Source organism: Gordonia sp. (in: high G+C Gram-positive bacteria) (genome assembly GCF_047600565.1).
Taxonomy (GTDB): domain Bacteria; phylum Actinomycetota; class Actinomycetes; order Mycobacteriales; family Mycobacteriaceae; genus Gordonia.
The window spans coordinates 1520589-1541269 of sequence record NZ_JASGKN010000001.1; the positions used below are offsets into that span (position 1 = coordinate 1520589).

Consider the following 20681-nt stretch of genomic DNA (forward strand, 5'->3'; position numbering starts at 1 on the left):
CTCAGGAGTTGCGGGCCGGGCGCAGCTCGCGCGGAAGAGCGAAGGTCAGCGTCTCCTCGGCCGTGGTGACCGTGTCGACGTCGGTGTAGCCGTACCCGGCCAGGAAGTCGAGGACGCCCTGGACCAGGATCTCGGGAACCGAGGCACCCGAGGTGACGCCGACGGTGTTCACTCCGTCGAGCCAGGCCGGATCGATCTCCTTGGCGTAGTCGACCAGGTGGCCGTCCTTCGCGCCGTTCTGGAGCGCGACCTCCACGAGCCGCACCGAGTTCGACGAGTTGGTGGAGCCGACCACGATCACCAGATCGCAGTCCGGCGCCATCGCCTTCACCGCGCCCTGCCGGTTCTGGGTGGCGTAGCAGATGTCGTCCGACGGCGGATCGTTCAGCAGCGGCAGCTTCTCGCGCAGCCGGGTGACCGTCTCCATCGTCTCGTCCACCGACAGGGTGGTCTGGCTCAGCCACACCACCTTCGACTCGTCGCGCACCCTCACGTTCTCGACGGCGTCCGGACCGTCGACCAGCTGGATGTGGCTGGGCGCCTCACCGGCGGTCCCCTCCACCTCCTCGTGCCCCTCGTGCCCGATGAGGACGATGTCGTAGTCGTCGCGGGCGAAGCGCTTGGCCTCCTGGTGCACTTTGGTCACCAGCGGGCAGGTCGCATCGATGGTCTTGAGGTTCCGTTCTTCGGCGGTCTTGTGGACCTCCGGGGAGACGCCGTGCGCGGAGAACACCACGATCGAGCCCTCCGGCACCTCGTCGGTCTCGTCGACGAAGATCGCGCCGCGCTCGGCGAGGGTATCGACCACATGCCGGTTGTGCACGATCTCCTTCCGCACGTAGACGGGGGCACCATGCTTGTCGAGGGCACGTTCGACGGTCTCCACGGCACGGTCGACGCCCGCGCAGTAACCGCGGGGCGAGGCGAGGAGTACGCGCTTCTGATCGGCCATAACACCCAGGGTACGTGTGTGGCAGAGTGAAAGCATGAAGCGTCCTCCCTACCCCGCCCGTGTAGCGGCCGGAATCGTGGTGACCGCCCTCGAAGAGACCCGGACTCTGCCGACGAAGGTGATCACCCTCCCGATGACCGCCGTCAGCAAGGTCTTGCAGAGCGGCATGCGACTGCAGCAGAACATCGCCGAGATGGCCATCAAGGGCGACGAAGCGCTCTCCGGATTCTTCGATGAGACGCACGAGCAGCCCGAGTGGGCGACGTTCGACGAGGACGACGTCCCAGCCGTCGCGACCGGTTCGGCCGTCGAGGCCCCGGCCGAACCCGTCGAGACGCCGCCGGCCGGTGCCGGCCGGTTCGCGCTGTACAGCCAGCCGCCGGCCGACCTGGCCGCCGGTGGCGACGACGCCGAGGACGACGCCACCGATGACCGGCCGAAGGCCGTCGTCGATCTGGGCTACGACGACCTGACGCTGGCCCAGCTCCGCGCCAAGCTGCGCGGCCTGCACACCGAACAGTTGGTGCAGTTGGTGAACTACGAGCGGGCGCACCGCAACCGGACGCCGTTCGTCACCATGATCGACAACCGGATCGCCAGCCTCGACAAGAAGTGATGGGCCCGGCGTGACCTCCCCTACTCCGCCCAGCACGGCGGAGAATCCGTGGCCGGTGCGGACGCTGAGCTTCAAGCTCGCCGACTGGATCCACCGGCTCGGCCAGGTGTGGGTGGAGGGTCAGCTGACCCAGATCAATGCACGCCCGGGCACCCGCACCGCCTTCCTGACCCTGCGGGACACCGCCGCCGAGATGTCGCTGTCGGTCACCTGTGATCCCGATCTGCTGCGTCGCAGCGAGGTGCCGCTCACCGAGGGCAGCCGCGTCGTGGTGTGCGGCCGGCCCGACTTCTACACCGGCCGGGGCACGCTGAGCCTGCGCGTCACCGACATCCGCCCGGTGGGTCTGGGCCAGTTGCTGGCCCGGATCCAGCGGGTCCGGGAGCTGCTGGCGGCCGAAGGCCTGTTCGACACCCGTCGTAAGCAGGCCCTGCCGTTCCTTCCGCACACCGTCGGCCTCATCTCGGGGCGCGGCAGCGCCGCCCAGCGCGACATCGTCGCCGTCGCCGGGCAGCGCTGGGAGTCGGTGCGGTTCCGGGTGGAGGACTCGGTGGTGCAGGGCCCGGCCGCGGTGCCGTCGATCATCGAACGGCTCGACGTGCTCGATGCCGACCCGCAGGTGGAGGTCATCATCATCGCGCGCGGCGGCGGCAGCGTCGAAGACCTGCTGCCGTTCTCCGACGAGACACTGCTGCGCGCCGTCGCCGCCTGCCGGACCCCCGTCGTCAGCGCCATCGGCCACGAGCCCGACAGTCCTCTCCTCGACCTGGTCGCCGACGTGCGGGCGGCCACCCCCACCGACGCCGCCAAACACGTGGTGCCCGACGTGACCGCCGAGATGGCCGGACTCGAGGCACTGCGGCAACGCAGCGCACGCGCCCTGCGGAACTGGGTGCACCGGGAGGAACGGCTCGTCGACGGTCTGCGGGCGCGGCCGGTACTGGCGCGGCCCACCACCATGATCGACGACCACGAACGCACCGTGGAGCGGCTGCGCGCGGACATCCGGCGGTCGGTGACCCACCGCCTGGACGTCGAGACGCACCGGCACGAGCAGTACGCGGCCCGTCTGGCGACGCTCGGCCCCGCCCAGACCCTGGCCCGCGGCTACGCTGTCGTCCAGCGCGTCGACACCGACCACCCGCATGCGGTGAGTTCGGTGGACGACCTTCCGCCCGGCGCCCGCGTCCGGATCCGGGTGGCCGACGGTTCGGCGAACGCCCACGTCGATCCGGCCGCCGACGAACAAGGAGAACCCTCGTGAGCGACAAGCCCACCCCGGTCGACGAACTCGGCTACGAGCAGGCCCGCGACGAACTCGCGCAGGTGGTCGCCCGCCTCGAGCAGGGCGGTCTCGGTCTGGACGAATCCCTGGAGCTGTGGGAACGCGGCGAGCAGCTCGCGCAGCGGGCCATGACGCATTTGCAGGGCGCGCGGGAACGGATCGAGAAGGCTCTCGACGACTCGGCGGACGTGTCGGAGAACCCGGCCGACTAGCCGGTCGGTGCGGGAACCGGGGTCGGCTGCGGCGTCGGTCCCATCGGATCCGGACGGTGCACCGGCAGCGGCTGCGCCGACTGCGCGGCCTTCGCGAGGGTCGTCATGTCCTGGTCGTTGCCCCGGCTCACGACGGCCAGACGAACGTCACCGAGGTCGGTGATCCACACCCGCTTGTGCGACTCCCCGTTCTGGTAGGCCACCCAGCGACGGCCGTCGATGTCCTTGGTGCCGTCACCGAGCGTGCCGTCGCCGCCCAGCGACGGTGCCAGCTCGTCCTCGCTCGCCCCCGTCTGTGTGAGCTGCACGTAGGCGCCGCCGCCGGTGATCCAGCCGACGTTGCTCGCCACCGCCGCGCCGATCTCCTTGGTGGAACCCGAGTTGGCCTTCCAGTCCGCGGGGACGGCCGGCAGCCGGATGGGGAACGGCATGGTGTCGGCGTCGGCGACCAGCGCGGTCTTCACGTCGAAGTCCGGGATCTTCTCCTCAGTGGCCTTGTGCCCGAAACCGAAGCTGCAACTGCCCGCGATGCCGGCGATGATGAGCGCGATCACCAGCAGCGGGATCAGCGACCACACCATGTCCTTGCTGTCCTGCAGGATCCGGGGTTTCGCGTCGGCCATGCCCGCCAGTATCGCAGTCCGGGCCGCGGCCGTGCGAATCGCGCCCTCATGACAGAATCGACGAAGAGCTCAGCGCGACAACCGGCCGCTGGAGCGCCAGACATGATGGCAAAGGAGCAGACGCACATGACGTCCAAGCAAGCCCCCGACCGCAATCTCGCGATGGAACTGGTGCGTGTCACCGAGGCCGCGGCCCTCGCCGCCGGCCGGTGGGTCGGACGCGGCGACAAGAACGGCGGCGACGGTGCCGCCGTCGACGCCATGCGTGAACTCCTCTCCACCGTCTCGATGCGCGGCGTCGTCGTGATCGGTGAGGGCGAGAAGGACGAGGCCCCGATGCTGTACAACGGCGAAGAGGTCGGCAACGGCGAGGGCCCTGAGGTGGACGTCGCCGTCGACCCGATCGACGGCACCACCCTGATGGCCGAGGGCCGCCCCAACTCGATCGCGGTGATCGCGGTCTCCGAACGCGGCACCATGTTCGATCCGTCGGCCGTGTTCTACATGAACAAGATCGCCGTCGGCCCGGCCGCCAAGGGCGCCATCGACATCGACAAGTCCGTCGAGTGGAACATCAACTCGGTGGCCGCCGCCAAGGGCATCGACGTCGCCGACCTCACCGTCGTCGTCCTCGACCGTCCCCGCCACGAGGAGCTGATCAAGGACATCCGCGCCGCCGGCGCCAAGATCCGCCTGATCTCCGACGGCGACGTCGCCGGCGCGGTCGCCGCCGCCGGCGAGCACAGCTCCGTCGACATGCTGATGGGTATCGGCGGCACCCCGGAGGGCATCATCTCCGCGGTCGCTATGAAGTGCATGGGCGGCGAGATCCAGGGCAAGCTGTGGCCCAAGGACGAGGCCGAACGCCAGAAGGCGATCGACGCCGGCCACGACCTGGACCGCAAGCTGGGCACCGACGATCTGGTGAGCGGCGAGAACTCGTTCTTCTGCGCCACCGGCGTCACCAACGGCGACATGCTGCGCGGGGTCACCTACCGTCCGAACGGCGCCACCACCCGTTCGCTGGTGATGCGTTCGAAGTCGGGCACCATCCGCAACGTCGAAGCCATTCACCAGACCACCAAGCTGCGCGAATACGCTCGCCTGGACATCTAGGTCCCCTCCGGTGATCTCGGCTGCGCGATGGCACTGAACTGGGAGCTGTTCGTCTGCGGGGTACGCGACCACGTCACGTACTCCCCCGACGAGACCGCGCTGCGGCGGCGGCTGCACGCCCGGACCCCGGAAGGGGATTCGTGACGGTGTCTGCGCTGCGGCACGTTCGTCCTGGGTGACGCGGCGGCGAGCGGACCCGCCGATCAGGCACCGGAGGTGCCGCGCGGCCGGGCGCTGCGCGACGAGATCATCATGCGGCTGCTGGCCGTCGAGCGCATCCTGCGCGCCCTGCTGTTCGTGGCCCTCGGCTCCGGTCTGATCGCCGTCCGCCACAGCACCGGCTCACTCAAGGAACGGTTCGACGCCGAACTGCCGCTGCTGGCGCCGTTCGCCGATCAGGTGGGAATGAACCTGTCCGACTCCCGGCTGGTCCAGGACGTCGATCGCGCTCTGGGACTGTCGGCGGCCTCCATCCTGCTGATGGGTCTGGCCCTGCTGGGCTACGCCCTGATCGAGTTCATCGAGGCCTACGGCCTGTGGTCGGGCCATCGCTGGGGTGAGTACTTCGCGGTGCTCGCGACCGGCATCTTCCTGCCGTTCGAGATCTACGAGCTCACCGAGAAGGTGTCGCTGCTCCGGGTGGGTGCCCTCGTCATCAACGTCGGCGCGGTGCTGTGGCTGCTGTGGCGCAAGCATTTGTTCGGGATCAACGGCGGCGCGGCCGCCTACCGGGCCGAGCACGAGTCCGACAGCCTGCTGACCGCGGAGCGGGCATCCGGCGAGCCCACAGCAACATCACAGCCTTAGGTATGGCTTTCCGAAGTCTGATTCGGTGAAAATGGACATCGACGTCGATCCCGACGAGCCGATACCCGAAGAAGGCCTCCCATGACCGTTCATCTCCGCAAGACCTTCGCGGTCGCCGCCGCCGCGACCAGCCTGTTCCTGTTCACCGCCTGCTCCAGCGACGACGGCGGCAACGGCACCACGACCACCGCCGCCGAGTCGCCGGCCGCCCAGACCTCGACCACCGATACCGCGGCCGCCGGCGCCTACAAGGCGGGCACCTACACCGCCGAGGACGGCTACATCACGCCCGGCGGCCGGTCCGAGGTGAAGGTCGAACTCACCATCGACGACAAGGGCACCATCAGCGCCGTCACCGTGACGCCGGAGGCCACCAACAGCAATTCCATCATCTTTCAGACGAAGTTCGCCGGCGGCATCGCCGACGAGATCGTCGGCAAGTCGATCGACGAACTGAACGTGACGAAGGTGTCCGGGTCGTCGCTGACCAGCAACGGCTTCAACAAGGCGGTCGAGACCATCAAGGGCGAGGCCAAGGCATGACCTCCACCGATGCCGCAGCGGACGCGTGGGCGTTCGACGGCATCGGCACGCGATGGCAGATCGACACGCAGCGACCGCTCACCGGCACCGAACGTGATCGGGTCACCGCGCTCGTCGACCGGTTCGACCGGGACTGGTCGCGATTCCGGGCGGACTCGGTGGTCGCCGGCATCCGGGCCGCGGCGGGACGCCACGAGCTGCCGGCCGACGCCGGCCCGCTCATGGAGCTGTACCGCACCCTGTACGAGATCAGCGACGGCGCGATGAGCCCGGCGGTCGGCGGAGGCCTGGAGGCACTCGGCTACGACGCCGCGTACTCGCTGCGGCCCGGCGACCCGGTGCCCGCACCGTCGTTCGCGGACGCCGTCTGGACACCGCCGTATCTGCACACGACCGAGCCCTTCGTGCTCGACGTCGGGGCCGCCGGCAAGGGGTATCTCGCCGATCAGGTGGCCGGTGTCGTCGCCGGTGAACTCGGGCCCGACGCCGAGTTCACCGTGGATGCGAGCGGCGATCTGGTCCGGCGCGGACCGGCGATCCGGGTCGCCCTGGAACACCCGCTGAATCCGGGCTCCGCGGTCGGCGTCGCCGAGATCGGCGATGCGGCGCTCTGCGGCTCCGCCGTCAACCGGCGGGCGTGGGGTGACGGTCTGCACCACGTCCTCGACGCCCGCACCGGCCTGCCCGTCGACGGCCCACTCGCCACCTGGGTGGTCGCCGGCGACGCCCTCACCGCCGACGCCCTGGCGACCGCCCTGTTCTTCACCCCGCCCGAGCGCCTCGCCGACGCCTTCACGTTCGACTACGTGATCATGCCGTCGGCCCGCGAACTGCGCTCGTCACCAGGATTCCCCGGAGAGGTGTTCGCATGACGTCGAACCGCCCGCCCACGCGCTCCGGACGCTCATCAAGCCTGTCGAAATGCGACCAGGTGCTCGACCGGGTCAGCATGTACCGCCTGGTGACCCTGCTGCTGTGCGTGCTGGCCGCGATCGCCTTCCTCTTCAGCGCGCTCGGCGTGCTGGACCGTTCGGTCTTCCCGCTCGGCGGGATGGCGCTCGCCCTGATCGTCCTGCTGTCGGCGTCGGTCGCCGCGAGCCGCCTGTTCGGTCTGCTGTTCCGGGTGCGCCCGCACACCGAGTCGGCGGTGATCACCGCCCTGCTGATGTGGTTCCTGTACTGGCCGACCACGAGTGCATCGATGCTCGTCTGGCTGGCCGGTGCCGCCGTCGCCGCCAACGCCTCGAAGTACCTGCTGGCCTGGCGCGGACGGCACGTGTTCAACCCGGCGGCGGTCGGTCCGGTGCTGGTGGTGATCATTCAGGAGCTGGCGCGGATCGATCCCGCCGATCGCCTGTACACCACCTGGTGGGTGGCCAGCGAGCCGCTGCTGCCGTTCGTGCTCGTGGCCGCACTGCTGGTGCTGCGCCGGACCCACCGGATCGCGCTGGGAGTGGTGTTCGTGGTGGTCGCCGCCGCCGCGCTGATCGGGAGTCTGATCGCCCAGGGCACCGGCGCCGGCGAGGCGATCCGGCAGACCGCGTACTCCTACCCGCTCGTGTTCCTGGCCGGATTCATGCTGTCCGAGCCGCTGACCCTGCCGCCGCGCCGATGGCAGCAACTGTCCGCCGCGGCGCTGGCCGGCATCGTCGTCGCACTCCCGGTGCTGTGGCCGGCGCTGACCGGTCACCCGTTCGGCTTCTGGGCCTTCACCTCGACCACCGAGCTCGCGCTGCTGGCCGCCAACCTGGTCGGTTTCGCCTGCGGGCAGCGCCGCGGGATCCGGCTGCAGCTGCGGGACAAGCAGGAGATCGCCGCATCGACGTGGGAGTTCACGTTCGAGCCGGTGCGCCCCGTGCGGTTCGCGCCCGGCCAGTACCTGGAACTGCATGTCCCGCACGCGGGCGCCGACCGGCGCGGCACCCGGCGCGTGTTCAGCATCTCCTCGCACCCCGACGACCCCGAGCTGACCATCGCGCTGCGCGTCCCGCAACAACCGTCCTCGTTCAAGCAGGCGTTGATGGAGCTGCATCCCGGCGACCAGGTGCGCGCCACCACCGTCTCCGGCGACTTCGTGCTGCCCGACGACGCCCCGCTCCTCCTGGTGGCCGGCGGTATCGGCATCACGCCGTTCGTCAGCGCCCTGAGCGCCCCGGCCGACGGACGGCGACCGGCGGACGCGGTCCTCGCCTACGGCGTCCCGGACGGCGACGACATCGCCTACCGCGACCGGCTCGTCGCCGCCGGCCTGCCCGTGGTGGTCGTGTCGCCCACCGCCCCGGCAGACCTGCCGGCCCACTGGTCGCATGTAGCGGGAACACAGATCGATGCCGACGCGCTCGCCGCCGCCGTGCCCGACCTCGACACCCGACGCGCCTACATCTCCGGTCCGCCCGCCATGGTGCACACGGTCCGCGCCGCGTTGCGCCCGCACGTGACCGGCACCCGCAGCGACTACTTCAGCGGCTACTGACGCCGGGATTTCCGTCGGCGTTCACCCCCGATTCGGGTTGCCGGCCGCGACAGTCGGGCGAATCGGACGTCTCGGTCCGACCGCCAGCGAAACCGCGCCCGGACCGATAGCGTCTGGCGTCATGAGCAGCCCCTCAGATCAGATCGCGGGCATGAACCGCCGCGACTTCCTGCGCCGCGTCGCCGCCGTCGGCGGCGCCACCGTCCTCACCTCGTGGGCGTCGCCCATCCTGGAGAAGGCGTACGCCTCCGCCGACGGCATCAGCGGCAGCCTGAACGACATCGAGCACATCGTCCTGTTCATGCAGGAGAACCGGTCGTTCGATCACTACTACGGCACCTATTCGGGGGTGCGCGGCTTCGCCGACGCCGGCGACAGTCTCAAGCAGTACGGCTGGGCGCCCGGCAAGGGGCCCACCCGCAGCGGCTACACCCTGCCCTTCCGCCTCGACACCACCCGCGACGCGTCGCTGGACGGCTCCTGCATCAACGATCCAGACCATTCGTGGAAGGGTCTGCACGAGGCGTGGAACGGTGGCCGCAACGACGGCTGGCTGCCGATGTCGGTCAAGTCCGTCGGCCCCGACAACGCGCCGGCACTGATGGGTTACTACGAGCGCGAGGACATCCCGGTCCATCGCATGCTCGCCGAGATGTTCACCCTGTGCGACAACTACCACTGCTCGGTGATCGGCCCCACCGACCCGAACCGGCTCTACTGGATGAGCGCCAGCATCGACCCGGACGGCCACCACGGCGGCCCGCTGCTGAGCACCCCGACGCTGATCCCGAAGAACAAGTACAGCTGGCGCACCATGCCGGAGAACCTGCGGGATGCGGGAGTCAGCTGGAAGATCTACAACAACAAGGACATGGGTCCGGTCTCGTCGGTGATCCTGGACGGCATGATGGGCTGCTTCAAACAGGCCCAGGACCCGAAGTCGGAACTGTACCGGCGCGGCATCGCCCCGTCGTACCCGAACGACTTCGCCGCCGACGTCCGCAACGGCACCCTGCCGAAGGTGTCGTGGGTGATCCCGCCGGCGATGGAGTGCGAACATCCGGCGTTGCCCGCCGCGCTCGGCGCGGTCGGCATCGTGCAGCTGATCGACACCCTCACCTCCAATCCCGACGTGTGGGCGAAGACCGCGCTCATCATCAGCTACGACGAGAACGGCGGCTTCTACGACCATGTGGTTCCGCCGACCGCGCCGCCCGGCACCCCCGGCGAATACGTGACGGTCAAGAACCTGAAGAAGGGCGCCCCCGACTCGGAGGGCATCCGGGGACCGATCGGGCTGGGCTACCGCGTGCCGGGTCTGGTCATCTCGCCGTATTCGCGGGGCGGCCTGGTGGCGTCGGAGACCTTCGACCACACCTCCCAGCTGCGGCTGATCGAGAAGCGCTTCGGCGTCGAGGTCCCCAACCTGACGGCGTGGCGCCGTTCGGTGACCGGCGACATGACGTCGGCGTTCGATTTCGCAAGCCCGCCGAACGCGGCCCGTCCGCGTCTCGGCGATCCGAATCCGGCGGCCCAGAACGCTCTGATCGAGTGCGGCCCCAACATCGGTCTCGGCACCGCCGGCAAGGGCATCCCCTACCCGGTTCCGCCGAACCGGATGCCCAAGCAGCAGCCGGGAACACGCCGCGCACCGTCCGGCATCGTCTAGTTAGGATGCACTAAGACGCAGGTCAGGGTGGGTGCGCAGTAGCATGGCATGCTGTGAGTGAGCCAGCTTCAGCCCCCGAATTCCTCTACTCCGACCTGCTGCCCGCGGATCACGACGACACCCCGTATCGCCTGATCACGAAGGACGGCGTCTCGACGATCGAGGTCGACGGCCGCACCTTCTTGAAGGTGGAGCCGCAGGCTCTGGAGAAGCTGACCGCCGAGGCGATCCACGACATCAGCCACTACCTGCGTCCGGCGCATCTGCAGCAGTTGCGCAAGATCATCGACGACCCGGAGGCGTCGGGCAACGACCGCTTCGTCGCACTCGACCTGCTGAAGAACGTCAACATCTCGGCGGGCGGAGTGCTGCCGATGTGCCAGGACACCGGCACCGCGATCGTCATGGGCAAGAAGTCCGAGGGCGTGCTGACCGGCGCCGACGACGCCGAATGGATTTCGCGCGGCGTCTACGACGCCTACACGAAGCTGAACCTGCGGTATTCGCAGCTGGCGCCGCTCACCATGTACGACGAGAAGAACACCGGCACCAACCTGCCGGCCCAGGTCGAGATCTATGCGACCGAAGAAGGCCCGAAGGGGCCGGAGTACAAGTTCCTGTTCATGGCCAAGGGCGGCGGCAGCGCCAACAAGTCGTTCCTGTTCCAGGAGACCAAGGCGATCCTGAACCCGAAGAAGATCCTCTCGTTCCTGGACGAGAAGATCCGTTCGCTGGGCACCGCGGCCTGCCCGCCGTACCACCTGGCGATCGTCATCGGCGGCACGTCCGCCGAGTTCGCGCTCAAGACCGCCAAGTACGCCTCGGCGCACTACCTGGACAATCTGCCGACCGAGGGTTCGATGTCGGCGCACGGTTTCCGTGACGTCGAACTCGAGGACGAGGTGTTCAAGCTGACCCAGTCGTTCGGGATCGGTGCGCAGTTCGGCGGCAAGTACTTCTGCCACGACGTCCGCGTCGTCCGCTTGCCGCGTCACGGGGCGTCGTGCCCGGTGGCGATCGCGGTGTCGTGTTCGGCGGACCGTCAGGCGCTCGGCAAGATCACCGCCGACGGCGTCTTCCTGGAGCAGCTGGAGACCGATCCGGCCCAGTACATGCCGGATGCCGGTATCGCCCACGACATCGAGGGCGGCCAAGTGGTGGAGATCGATCTCAACCGTCCGATGCCGGAGATCCTGGAGGAGCTCTCGAAGTATCCAGTCAAGACGCGTCTGTCGCTGACCGGGCCGCTGGTGGTGGCCCGCGACATCGCGCACGCCAAGATCAAGGAGCGGCTGGACGCCGGCGAGCCGATGCCGCAGTACCTGATCGATCACCCGGTCTATTACGCCGGTCCGGCCAAGACCCCCGAGGGCATGGCGTCGGGGTCGTTCGGTCCGACCACCGCCGGCCGCATGGACTCCTACGTCGACCAGTTCCAGGCCGCCGGCGGTTCGATGGTGATGCTCGCCAAGGGCAACCGGTCCAAGCAGGTCACGCAGGCGTGCGATACCTACGGCGGCTTCTACCTGGGCTCCATCGGCGGCCCGGCCGCTCGCCTGGCGCTGGACTGCATCAAGAGCCAGGAAGTGATCGAGTACCCGGAGCTCGGCATGGAGGCGGTGTGGAAGATCGAGGTCGAGAACTTCCCGGCGTTCATCGTCGTCGACGACAAGGGCAACGACTTCTTCACCGATCCGTCCGGTGAGGTCAGTATCCCGATCACCGGCGTCCGCATCCGCTCCAAGGAGCGCTGACCCCGGACGGTTCTCGCCGACTGTTGATTTCGTGTTCGCAGCGAACACGAAATCAACAGTCCATCGGGCACGCGCTAGAGTTAGGTATACCTAAATCTCAGCGCATTAAGGAGTCCGGGATGACCGAGTACCGCATCGAGCACGACACCATGGGCGAGGTGAAGGTGCCCGTCGACGCGTTGTGGCGCGCGCAGACCCAGCGCGCGGTGGAGAACTTCCCGATCTCGTTCCGTCCGCTCGAGCGCACCCAGATCCGCGCGATGGGACTGCTCAAGGCGGCGTGCGCGCAGGTCAACAAGGATCTCGGGCTGCTCGATCCGGCCAAGGCCGACGCGATCATCGCGGCGGCCACCGAGATCGCCGACGGCAAGCACGACGACCAGTTCCCGATCGACGTCTTCCAGACCGGTTCGGGTACCAGCTCGAACATGAACGCCAACGAGGTGATCGCGTCGATCTGCGCCGCCAACGGCGTCGACGTGCATCCGAACGATGACGTCAACATGTCGCAGTCGTCCAACGACACCTTCCCGACGGCGACGCACGTGGCCGCCACCGAAGCGGTGGTGACGCATTCTGATTCCGGCGTTGAAGCATCTCGAGGACGCGCTGAACGAGAAGGCTCAGCAGTGGCGTGAGGTGGTCAAGAGCGGCCGCACGCATTCTGATGGATGCCGTACCGGTGACCCTCGGGCAGGAGTTCAGCGGCTACGCACGCCAGGTGCAGGCCGGCATCGAGCGCCTGGAGTCGACGCTGCCCCGTCTCGGTGAGCTGCCGATCGGCGGCACCGCGGTCGGCACCGGTCTCAACGCCCCCGACTACTTCGGCACCAAGGTGACCGCCGAACTGGTGAAACTGACGCAGGTCGACGCCCTGAGTCTGGCGCAGAACAACTTCGAGGCGCAGGCCGCGCGTGACGGCCTCGTCGAACTGTCGGGTCAGCTCAAGACGATCGCGGTCTCGCTGACGAAGATCGCCAACGATGTCCGCTGGATGGGGTCGGGGCCGCTGACCGGTCTGGCCGAGATCGCCCTCCCCGACCTGCAGCCGGGCAGTTCGATCATGCCGGGCAAGGTCAACCCGGTGCTGCCGGAGGCGGTCACGCAGGTGGCGGCGCAGGTGATCGGGAACGACGCCGCCGTCACCTGGGGCGGCGGCAACGGCGCATTCGAACTGAACGTCTACATCCCGGTGATGGCGCGCAACGTCCTCGAGTCGGTCAACCTGCTCGCCAACGTGTCGAACCTGTTCGCCGATCGCTGCATCAGCGGCCTGGTGGCGCACGAGGACCGGCTGCGGACTCTCGCCGAGTCGAGCCCGTCGATCGTGACCCCGCTCAACAGTGCGATCGGGTACGAAGAGGCCGCCGCCGTCGCCAAGGAGGCCCTCAAGGAGGGCAAGACGATCCGGCAGACGGTGATCGATCGCGGCCTGATCGGCGACAAGCTCACCGAGGCCGAACTCGACAAGCGTCTGGACGTCCTCAAGATGGCGAACCTCGACCACAAGCGCTGACGCCCGGCCCGGGCGTACGGTCGGGTTCATGGCCGTTTCCGAGTTCCCCACCGACTGGTCGCGGGCGCTGGTGCTCGTGGCGCATCCCGACGACCCCGAATACGGCATGGCCGCGGCGGTCGCGAAATGGACCGCCGAAGGCAGACACGTCAGCTATGCGCTCGCCTGCCGCGGCGAGGCGGGGATCGAAGGCATGCCGCCGGCCGAGGCCGGCCCCCTGCGGGAGCGGGAGCAGCGGGCGTCGGCGGCGGTCGTCGGTGTCGATGACGTCGAGTTCTGGGATTTTCCGGATTCTCGGCTGCACGACACCGAGGAGTTGCGTGCCGCCATCAGCAATGTGATCGCCCGCAAGGATCCCGATGTCGTGCTGTCGTTGTACGGCGGCGACGAGTGGGCGCCCGGCATGCCGAATCAGCGGGACCACATCGAGTTCGCGGCGGCCGTCGAACAGGCGTGGGACGATCTGCCGTCACCGCCGCGATGGCTGTTCTGCAACGGTCCGGGAACCACGCACGCGGTGGACGTCGACGGCTTCGTGCAGCCGGCGATCGATTCACTGGCCGAGCACCGGGTGTATCTGGAGGTGTTGGACCCCGGCACCCCGGTGGTCGAGCAGGCGCGCGCCCAGGTCGAACGCACCACCGGCCCGATCGACGGTTTCCCGGCCGCGCACGCGACCGGCTTCCGGCTGCTGCGCGGCTGAGCGGACTGCAGAGACAGACGACGCCGGGCGTTCGACGGCTTCCCCGCCCACCGATCGCCCGGCGTCGTACATCTCGTGTGCCCGCTAGCGGGCGCCGTCCGTCACCGTGCCGGTGACGGCGAGGCGGACCCCGCGCCGCCGTCGAGCAGCTGCGGAATCAGATCCGTGAACTGCTGCAGCATGCCCGACAGCTGGTCGGCCGACATCGGCGACCCGTCGGGGTTGGTGGTCTGCGGAACGTCCTTGGCGTCGGCCGGGCTGTTCACGTTGACCCCGATGGTGACCTTCGGGTTCTTGGCCGGATCCATCCACTGGAGGATCTGCTTCATCTGCGGCTCGGGAATCGACACGCAGCCCCAGGTCGGCTCGCCGGTCGACACGTGCAGGAAGATCGCGGTGGCCTTGCCCCGGATGTTCTGCGGATTGTGTGCGATGTTGACGGCGTAGTCGTAGGCGGTGCCCGAGTTGTAGAGGTTCTCGCTGCCGCCGCCCGGATCGTTGGGCTGGTGGACCATCTTGTTGTAGTTCGGCGAGTTCTGGTTCGACACCCACCAGTCCTGGTTGTCGACCTTCTTGTAGGGCATCTTGGTGCCCGGGTTGTCGAGGCGACCGAACGCCTGGTCGAAGCCGAAGGTGCCTTCGGGGGTGCGGTGGACGTTGTCGGCGGGCTCACCGATGCCCTTGTCACCGACGAACGCCGGCAGTCCGACGAGTCCGGGCACGGCCTGCCAGTTGCCGTTGGCGTCCTTGTCGAACGCGCTCAGGGTGCCGGTGGTCGATTCCTTCGTGGGAACGCTGACCACGACCATCTGCTTGGTGTCGGCAACGGGATTGCCCAGGTTGGGGGCGCCGGGCACCGAGAAGTTCTGGAGGAGCTTGTCGAGCATGCCCTGCACGTCGAGGGTGCCGGTGCCCGGTGTGGTGGGCGCCGGGGCGGGTGCGGTCGGGTTGGCGCCCGCCGAGCCCACACCGACGGTGAGCGCGACGACGGCAGCCAGCAGGACAAGTCCCACCTGCCACATTCGCAACATTAGTAACTTCAGCACCACGCCATGATGGCAAATCGGGCAGCCGCGGCACAACCCCGGGAGACCATCGTCACCGGACTGAGACCTAGCGTCTCCCCGATACCCTGGATCCATGACCAATGCGCCCGTCCCCGCTCCCCGCTGGCTCACCGACACGAAACCCGGCCACAGCGAGTGGTACATCGAGCGATTCCGGACGATGGCCCGAAACGGCGACGACCTGGACGGCGAGGCCCGCTTCATCGACGCGATGGTGCCGCGCCGCGCCCGCATCCTCGACGCCGGCTGCGGTCCCGGCCGCGTCGGCGCCTACCTGTACGGGGTCGGTCATCAGGTGGTCGGCGTGGACGTCGACCCGAAGCTGATCGCCGCGGCCCGGCAGGACCATCCGGGACCGACCTGGCTGGTCGACGACCTCGCCGTGCTCGATCTCGCCGCCGCCGGCGAGGACGCGCCCTTCGACGCGATCGTGTGCGCCGGCAACGTGATGGTGTTCGTCGCACCCGGCACCGAGACCCGGGTCCTGACGAACCTCGCCGCCCTCCTCAAGGACGACGCTCCCCTGGTCGTCGGTTTCCACACCGATCGCGAACTGTCCCTCGACGACTTCGATGCAGGCGCCGCCGACGCCGGGCTGCACCTCGACCTCCGGCTGGCCGGCTGGGACATCCGGCCGTGGACCCCCGAATCGAACTGGGCGGTCTCGGTCCTGCGCAGGAACTGACGGCGGACGGTCCGCGTCAGATCTCGCCGGGCGCGAACTCCTCGAGCATGTCGGTGACCAGTGCCGCGATCTGGGAGCGCTCGCTGCGGGTCAGGGTGATGTGCGCGAACAGCGGGTGACCCTTCAGCTTCTCGATCACCGCGGCCACACCGTCGTGCCGGCCGACGCGCAGGTTGTCGCGCTGGGCGACGTCGTGGGTGAGAACCACCCGCGAACCCGAGCCGAGGCGGGACAACACCGTCAACAGCACGTTGCGCTCGAGCGACTGCGCCTCGTCGACGATGACGAACGAGTCGTGCAGGGACCGGCCGCGGATGTGCGTGAGCGGGAGCACCTCCAGCATGCCGCGGTCGAGCACCTCGTCGATGACCTCCTTGGAGACCAGCCCCTCCAGGGTGTCGAAGACGGCCTGAGCCCAGGGACCCATCTTGTCGTTCTCGTTGCCGGGAAGGTAGCCGAGGTTCTGGCCGCCCACCGCGTACAGCGGACGGAACACGACGACCTTGCGCTGGGTGCGGCGTTCGAGGACGGCTTCCAGGCCGGCGCACAGTGCCATCGCCGACTTGCCGGTGCCGGCCTTGCCGCCGAGGGACACGATCCCGACCGAGTCGTTGAGCAGCAGATCGAGGGCGACGCGCTGTTCGGCGGACCGTCCGCGCACACCGAAGGCTTCGCGGTCGCCGCGCACCAGCTGCACCTGCTTGGTCTCGGTCACCCGGCCCAGTGCGCTGGACGTGGAGCCGATGAGCCGCACACCGGTGTGGCAGGGCAGGTCGCGCGCCTCGTCGACGTCGATCAGGCCGTCGGCGAACAACGAGTCGATCGTCTCGTCGGAGACGTCCAGCTCGTCCATGCCGGTCCAGCCGGACACCACCACGTCCTGCGCGTGGTATTCGTCGGCGGCCAGACCGACGGCACCGGCCTTGACGCGCAGCGGCACGTCCTTGGTGACCAGGGTGACGTCTTTGCCTTCGGACCGCAGGTTGAGCGCGCAGGCGAGGATCCGGGAGTCGTTGGAGGCGTCCCGGAAACCGGCCGGCAGCACCGAGGGGTCGATGTGGTTGAGCTCCACCTGCAGCGTGCCGCCCTGATCGCCGATCGGCAGCGGCTCGTCGAGGCGGCCGTGCTTGATGCGGAGATCGTCGAGCAGGCGGAGGGCGGTTCGTGCGAACCAGCCCAACTCGCTGTGATGGCGTTTGCCCTCGAGTTCGCTGATCACGACCAGCGGAAGAACCACGTGGTGCTCCTCGAACCGGGTGACGGCCCGGGGGTCGGAGAGCAGAACGGAGGTGTCGAGGACGTAGGTGCGTGCGGTCACGGCTGGCTCCCAGGTGCCGTGCGGCTCCCGCACGGACCTCGTCGAGTCTGGCCGGCTGGTTCGCGTCTCGTTCAGCGGTTGCCGAACGGGGCGAGGACCGGGGCCGGCCCTCTCGTGACTACGTTCACGAATCGAACCTCCCGGGATGAACCGCTTCCCCACGGCCCATCGATGCTCAAGCTACGCCCGGTTCGCCGTGTGACCGGTACCACTGCGCGGCGTGTCGGTTAACTCTGTGTGTCAGGCGGTCGGCACATCGATCAACGCCGGCACCGGTGTGCGCGCCGGGTCGGCGCCCGAGGAGTCCGGCGGTGTTCCGCCGACGTGCAGGGAGAGCGTGGCCGGGTCCACGAGGGTGGAATCGGTGACGACTCGGCGGTCCCCCAGCGGCGCATCGAGTCTCTTCACAACGGTCACCGCTCTCTCCGAGGCGTCGCATTTCTCCGGGGTGTCGGTGACGGCGTTCGCCGAGGGACTCCACGGACGACGCGTCACCGAAACGGTCACCGAGCGGTCGTCCTCGGTGATGCTCACCGAGGACGTGCAGTCCGGCGGCATCGCGGTGTTCGCGTCGATCGGCCGGTCGCCGTCCATGACGACGAGTTCGAGGTCGTTGCCCGCTGCGGACCGGTAGCCGACGATCCTCCCGGGCCCCAGATCGGCGGGGCGGGACGCGGATTCGACGACCTTCTCCCCCTGCTTCGCCCGTTCGGCCGCCTCGGCCTCCGAGCGGTGGGCGTCCCGGGCGTGGCAGTAGAACACGATTCCCAGTCCGGTCAGCACGATCATCGACACGGCCGCGCCGACCCGCATCACTCGGTACGCGGCGTCGCTGGGTTCGACGGCGTCCGGGTTCTTGAACATCCAGGCGAACCGACGCCGCCACGCCCAGCGTGGGGCGATCAGCCAGCACAGCGCCACCGCGAAACCGGCAGCCAGGAGAATGGCGAGGAAGACGTTCATGTCGGGTTAGACGGTACCGCCCGGGCCGGTTGTTCCCTTCCGATCACCGTCACAGTGCGGGTGGGGCCGCGAGGAGTGGTACCGGCTTCCACGCCGGATCGATGGTGACCGGTGCGAGAGGCTCCCCATCGTCGGGTTCGGGAACGTCCTCGAATGTCTCCGCCGGCCCGGAGGCCGGGGCGAGTCCCACGGTCGACGGGGCGGTCAGCAAGTTCGCGGTGAGGACCGGGCGGTCGCCGAGCGGCTTCCGCAGGAACCGCGGGTAGCCGACGGGCAGCGGATCGGCGTGCTCGCACGGCCAGGTCAGGTTCGGATCGTGGTCCGAATCGACGCGGTCGCTGGTGCTCGACGCGAACCGCTCGACCTCGATCACCACCGCATTGCTGTACTCGTGCAGGGCGACCGAGGTGCTGCACACGGGTCCGGGGTAGTCGCTGATCTGCGGGGCCGTCCTGCTGTAGTCGAGTGCGACCGGCTGGATCTCGAGTGCCGACGGAGACGTGTAGCCGACCACGCTTCCCGGGCCGAGTTCGGCCCGCACCTCGTGTGCCGGCGCCGCCGGATGATCGTCGCCGCGGTCGCGGTCGTGCACGCGAGCCCACACCAGGAATCCGACAAGCGCGACGACGACCACCGCGGCGACGGCGCCGACCCGCAGCGCCCGCCGATCATCGATCGAAGACTCGTTCACGCCCTACTTCTCCTCATCCTGGGTGGCCGCGAGGAGCGGCACCAGCTTCCACGCCGGATCGATTCTGACAGGCTTGAGCTGCTCTTTGACGCCGGGTTCGGGAACCTCGTCGAGCGGCCGGGCGGGTCCGGTCGCGAGGGCCGTACCGGCTGCCCGGGGGTCGGCGAGGGGTGCCGCGGTAAGGATCGGGCGATCGCCGAGCGGTTCCTGCAGTGTCCAGTTCACCGTGTGCGGGGTCTTTCTCTGACCGTCACAGGCGCGGGCCAGATCCGGTTCCGGATCACCGGTCCAGTACAGGGCGTGCGCCGACTGCGTCACCTGCACGACGATCGCGTTCGTGTGTTCGTACACGGTGACGTCGACGTCGCACGACGGCTCCGGGTAGGCGAGACCGTCGTCGTCGAGGTAGACGACGTCGAGGGTCAGTGCGCTCGGATACCGGTAGCCGACCAGAGTGCCGGCACCCAGGTCGAGATCCTTCGACTTCATCTCCGCTTGCGTGTAGGACGCTGACGGCTTGTCGCGCGGCGCTTCGTCGTCGCGGGAGTCGTTGTAGGCCATGACGCCCATGCCGATCAGCAGGACCAGGCCGATCACTCCCCCGACGCGCGACAGCGCGTACGACGCCTCGCTCGGCTCGTTGGCGTCCGGATTCTTGTACTTCCAGGATTCGAGGGCACGCCACGACCCCTTCGGGTCGACGATCCCCCACAGCACGAGGGGAACGACCACGACGAGTACAAGAAAAAACCAGCCCATACCGATCAGACGGTATGGGCTGGGTGGAATGTTCCGTCAGATCAGGCCTGGCCCTTGGCGCGGGCGAGGATCCGCTGGCGGGCGGCCTCGGCCTCGGGGCTCAGCTCCTGCACGCTCTCCAGCTTGAGCTCGTCGGCCAGCTTGGCGGCGATGGAGGCGTCGGTGGACGCGTCCTCGAAGTCGGAGAACAGTTCACGCTGGGCGTCGTAGTCGGCGATGTCGGCGCCGATGTGCTCGATCTCCTCGAGCGCACGGTCGACGGCGAGCACGGTGGCCTCCTGATCGGCGACCATGCCGGCCATCAGGAACGCCTGGAAGGTCGAGGCCTGCACGGCGTCGTCGACGGCGATCTTGTCGAGGATCGAGACGAGAACCGGGTCGTCGGCGTATTCCTTCAACCGGTTGATGAAGATGACGCTCTGGTTCTCGTGGACGGCCAGCAGCGCGAGCGCATCCATCGGGCCGATGTGCTCGACGTCCTCGGTGTGCTGACGCCAGCCGGCGACGACGTGGATGCGGCGACGATTCTCGGCGTCCACCGGATCGATCGCGCGGGTGGTCACCAGATAGTCGCGCAGAACCACGCTGTGACGGTTGTCTTCGGCGGTCCAGACGCCGACCAGCTGACGCCAGTCGGAGAACGCCGGGAAGTACATGGCCAGCACACGGTGGTACGACGGCAGGTTGCCCTTGGTGAGGAGCAGTGCGAGCGTCGCGGCCGCGGCGGTCTCGTTGAGGTTCGCGTCCTCCGGCTTCCAGTCCTCGCCACCGAGGAAACGGAAGTTGCGGCCCTTGTCCCACGGCACCCACTCGTGCGGGAACCAGGACTCGGCAGCCTGAGCGTGCTCGTCGGAGATCTCCGGGAGCGACTTCTCGAGCGCGAGGACGAGTTCTTCGTTATCCAGTACAGCAGCCACGTAGTACAGCCT

The 20681-nt window shown here is 68.5% G+C and carries 20 protein-coding genes and 1 pseudogene; 13 read left to right on the forward strand and 8 right to left on the reverse strand.

Translation table 11 applies throughout. The annotated features are described in order from the left end of the window. Window position 1: 1 nt before the first annotated feature. The gene (locus tag QM774_RS07435) at window positions 2–952 is read right to left on the reverse strand and encodes a 4-hydroxy-3-methylbut-2-enyl diphosphate reductase (protein ID WP_414975273.1); all 951 of its coding nucleotides are present in this window, start codon (window positions 950–952) and stop codon (window positions 2–4) included. A 34-nt stretch (window positions 953–986) separates the two neighbouring features. Between QM774_RS07435 and QM774_RS07440 the strand changes: the two genes are divergently transcribed. From QM774_RS07440 to QM774_RS07450, 3 genes are read left to right on the forward strand one after another with little or no spacing between them, the layout of a single operon-like run. Next, on the forward strand, window positions 987–1568 hold the full coding sequence (locus tag QM774_RS07440) for a lipid droplet-associated protein (protein WP_414975274.1): 582 nt from the start codon (window positions 987–989) through the stop codon (window positions 1566–1568). A gap of 10 nt (window positions 1569–1578) precedes the next feature. Next, entirely contained in the window at window positions 1579–2832 is a 1254-nt protein-coding gene (xseA, locus tag QM774_RS07445; protein WP_414975275.1) for an exodeoxyribonuclease VII large subunit, read from the forward strand. Next, window positions 2829–3065, forward strand: a complete 237-nt coding sequence (locus tag QM774_RS07450) for an exodeoxyribonuclease VII small subunit (protein WP_414975276.1) — start codon at window positions 2829–2831, stop codon at window positions 3063–3065. Before xseA ends, QM774_RS07450 begins: the two co-directional genes overlap by 4 nt. On the opposite strand, the gene QM774_RS07455 is transcribed toward QM774_RS07450, so the two are convergent. Beyond that, a complete protein-coding gene (locus tag QM774_RS07455) occupies window positions 3062–3688 on the reverse strand; it encodes a DUF4245 domain-containing protein (protein WP_414975277.1) in 627 nt (208 codons plus the stop codon). The two genes, QM774_RS07450 and QM774_RS07455, sit on opposite strands and share 4 nt — an antisense overlap. Window positions 3689–3793: 105 nt before the next feature. On the opposite strand from QM774_RS07455, the gene glpX reads away from it, so the two are divergent. The 9 genes and pseudogenes from glpX to QM774_RS07500 all read left to right on the forward strand — a co-directional run bounded on the left by glpX (window position 3794) and on the right by QM774_RS07500 (window position 14269). Beyond that, entirely contained in the window at window positions 3794–4804 is a 1011-nt protein-coding gene (gene glpX / locus QM774_RS07460) for a class II fructose-bisphosphatase (RefSeq protein WP_414975278.1), read from the forward strand. A 216-nt stretch (window positions 4805–5020) separates the two neighbouring features. After that, complete coding sequence (locus QM774_RS07465; RefSeq protein ID WP_414975279.1) at window positions 5021–5611, forward strand: DUF2127 domain-containing protein; 591 nt, start codon at window positions 5021–5023, stop codon at window positions 5609–5611. A gap of 81 nt (window positions 5612–5692) precedes the next feature. Continuing rightward, window positions 5693–6154: an FMN-binding protein gene (locus QM774_RS07470; protein WP_414975280.1), complete on the forward strand. Its 462-nt coding sequence runs from the start codon at window positions 5693–5695 to the stop codon at window positions 6152–6154. Continuing rightward, window positions 6151–7026 (forward strand): FAD:protein FMN transferase, encoded by an 876-nt coding sequence (locus QM774_RS07475; protein ID WP_414975281.1) that lies wholly within the window; start codon window positions 6151–6153, stop codon window positions 7024–7026. Before QM774_RS07470 ends, QM774_RS07475 begins: the two co-directional genes overlap by 4 nt. Next, a complete protein-coding gene (locus QM774_RS07480) occupies window positions 7023–8627 on the forward strand; it encodes an FAD-dependent oxidoreductase (RefSeq protein ID WP_414975282.1) in 1605 nt (534 codons plus the stop codon). The genes QM774_RS07475 and QM774_RS07480 overlap by 4 nt, the downstream gene beginning before the upstream one ends. Before the next feature lie 121 nt (window positions 8628–8748). Next, window positions 8749–10296, forward strand: a complete 1548-nt coding sequence (locus QM774_RS07485) for a phospholipase C (RefSeq protein WP_414975283.1) — start codon at window positions 8749–8751, stop codon at window positions 10294–10296. 53 nt (window positions 10297–10349) lie between these two features. Continuing rightward, the gene (locus QM774_RS07490) at window positions 10350–12050 is read left to right on the forward strand and encodes a fumarate hydratase (protein ID WP_414975284.1); all 1701 of its coding nucleotides are present in this window, start codon (window positions 10350–10352) and stop codon (window positions 12048–12050) included. A 119-nt stretch (window positions 12051–12169) separates the two neighbouring features. Then, window positions 12170–13566, forward strand: a pseudogene (locus QM774_RS07495) (class II fumarate hydratase). A gap of 28 nt (window positions 13567–13594) precedes the next feature. Next, window positions 13595–14269, forward strand: a complete 675-nt coding sequence (locus QM774_RS07500) for a PIG-L deacetylase family protein (RefSeq protein WP_414975285.1) — start codon at window positions 13595–13597, stop codon at window positions 14267–14269. Between the two features lie 101 nt (window positions 14270–14370). On the opposite strand, the gene QM774_RS07505 is transcribed toward QM774_RS07500, so the two are convergent. Then, window positions 14371–15291, reverse strand: a complete 921-nt coding sequence (locus QM774_RS07505; RefSeq protein ID WP_414975286.1) for a L,D-transpeptidase family protein — start codon at window positions 15289–15291, stop codon at window positions 14371–14373. A gap of 118 nt (window positions 15292–15409) precedes the next feature. Here QM774_RS07505 and QM774_RS07510 point away from each other — a divergent pair, with 118 nt between their 5' ends. After that, window positions 15410–16021, forward strand: a complete 612-nt coding sequence (locus QM774_RS07510; protein ID WP_414975287.1) for a class I SAM-dependent methyltransferase — start codon at window positions 15410–15412, stop codon at window positions 16019–16021. A 16-nt stretch (window positions 16022–16037) separates the two neighbouring features. On the opposite strand, the gene QM774_RS07515 is transcribed toward QM774_RS07510, so the two are convergent. From QM774_RS07515 to QM774_RS07535, 5 genes are all read right to left on the reverse strand, one after another. Then, the gene (locus QM774_RS07515) at window positions 16038–17339 is read right to left on the reverse strand and encodes a PhoH family protein (protein WP_414975288.1); all 1302 of its coding nucleotides are present in this window, start codon (window positions 17337–17339) and stop codon (window positions 16038–16040) included. A 240-nt stretch (window positions 17340–17579) separates the two neighbouring features. Continuing rightward, window positions 17580–18302 carry a DUF6199 family natural product biosynthesis protein gene (locus QM774_RS07520; RefSeq protein ID WP_414975289.1) on the reverse strand — a complete coding sequence of 241 codons (723 nt, stop codon included), beginning with the start codon at window positions 18300–18302 and terminating at the stop codon, window positions 17580–17582. Window positions 18303–18351: 49 nt separating this feature from the next. After that, complete coding sequence (locus QM774_RS07525; protein WP_414975290.1) at window positions 18352–18993, reverse strand: hypothetical protein; 642 nt, start codon at window positions 18991–18993, stop codon at window positions 18352–18354. Window positions 18994–18996: 3 nt separating this feature from the next. After that, entirely contained in the window at window positions 18997–19752 is a 756-nt protein-coding gene (locus tag QM774_RS07530) for a DUF6199 family natural product biosynthesis protein (RefSeq protein WP_414975291.1), read from the reverse strand. Between the two features lie 41 nt (window positions 19753–19793). Next, complete coding sequence (locus QM774_RS07535; RefSeq protein ID WP_414975292.1) at window positions 19794–20669, reverse strand: acyl-ACP desaturase; 876 nt, start codon at window positions 20667–20669, stop codon at window positions 19794–19796. Between the last annotated feature and the right edge of the window lie 12 nt (window positions 20670–20681).

What these genes read in the sequence shown, in the direction of transcription:
- QM774_RS07440 (WP_414975274.1), top strand. Translation starts at nt 987, where the DNA reads ATGAAGCGTCCTCCCTACCCCGCCCGTGTAGCGGCCGGAATCGTGGTG.
- QM774_RS07520 (WP_414975289.1), bottom strand. Translation starts at nt 18,302, where the DNA reads ATGAACGTCTTCCTCGCCATTCTCCTGGCTGCCGGTTTCGCGGTGGCG.
- QM774_RS07470 (WP_414975280.1), top strand. Translation starts at nt 5,693, where the DNA reads ATGACCGTTCATCTCCGCAAGACCTTCGCGGTCGCCGCCGCCGCGACC.
- QM774_RS07530 (WP_414975291.1), bottom strand. Translation starts at nt 19,752, where the DNA reads ATGGGCTGGTTTTTTCTTGTACTCGTCGTGGTCGTTCCCCTCGTGCTG.
- QM774_RS07480 (WP_414975282.1), top strand. Translation starts at nt 7,023, where the DNA reads ATGACGTCGAACCGCCCGCCCACGCGCTCCGGACGCTCATCAAGCCTG.
- QM774_RS07455 (WP_414975277.1), bottom strand. Translation starts at nt 3,688, where the DNA reads ATGGCCGACGCGAAACCCCGGATCCTGCAGGACAGCAAGGACATGGTG.
- QM774_RS07485 (WP_414975283.1), top strand. Translation starts at nt 8,749, where the DNA reads ATGAGCAGCCCCTCAGATCAGATCGCGGGCATGAACCGCCGCGACTTC.
- QM774_RS07475 (WP_414975281.1), top strand. Translation starts at nt 6,151, where the DNA reads ATGACCTCCACCGATGCCGCAGCGGACGCGTGGGCGTTCGACGGCATC.
- QM774_RS07510 (WP_414975287.1), top strand. Translation starts at nt 15,410, where the DNA reads ATGACCAATGCGCCCGTCCCCGCTCCCCGCTGGCTCACCGACACGAAA.
- QM774_RS07500 (WP_414975285.1), top strand. Translation starts at nt 13,595, where the DNA reads ATGGCCGTTTCCGAGTTCCCCACCGACTGGTCGCGGGCGCTGGTGCTC.
- QM774_RS07435 (WP_414975273.1), bottom strand. Translation starts at nt 952, where the DNA reads ATGGCCGATCAGAAGCGCGTACTCCTCGCCTCGCCCCGCGGTTACTGC.
- QM774_RS07505 (WP_414975286.1), bottom strand. Translation starts at nt 15,291, where the DNA reads ATGTGGCAGGTGGGACTTGTCCTGCTGGCTGCCGTCGTCGCGCTCACC.
- glpX (WP_414975278.1), top strand. Translation starts at nt 3,794, where the DNA reads ATGGCAAAGGAGCAGACGCACATGACGTCCAAGCAAGCCCCCGACCGC.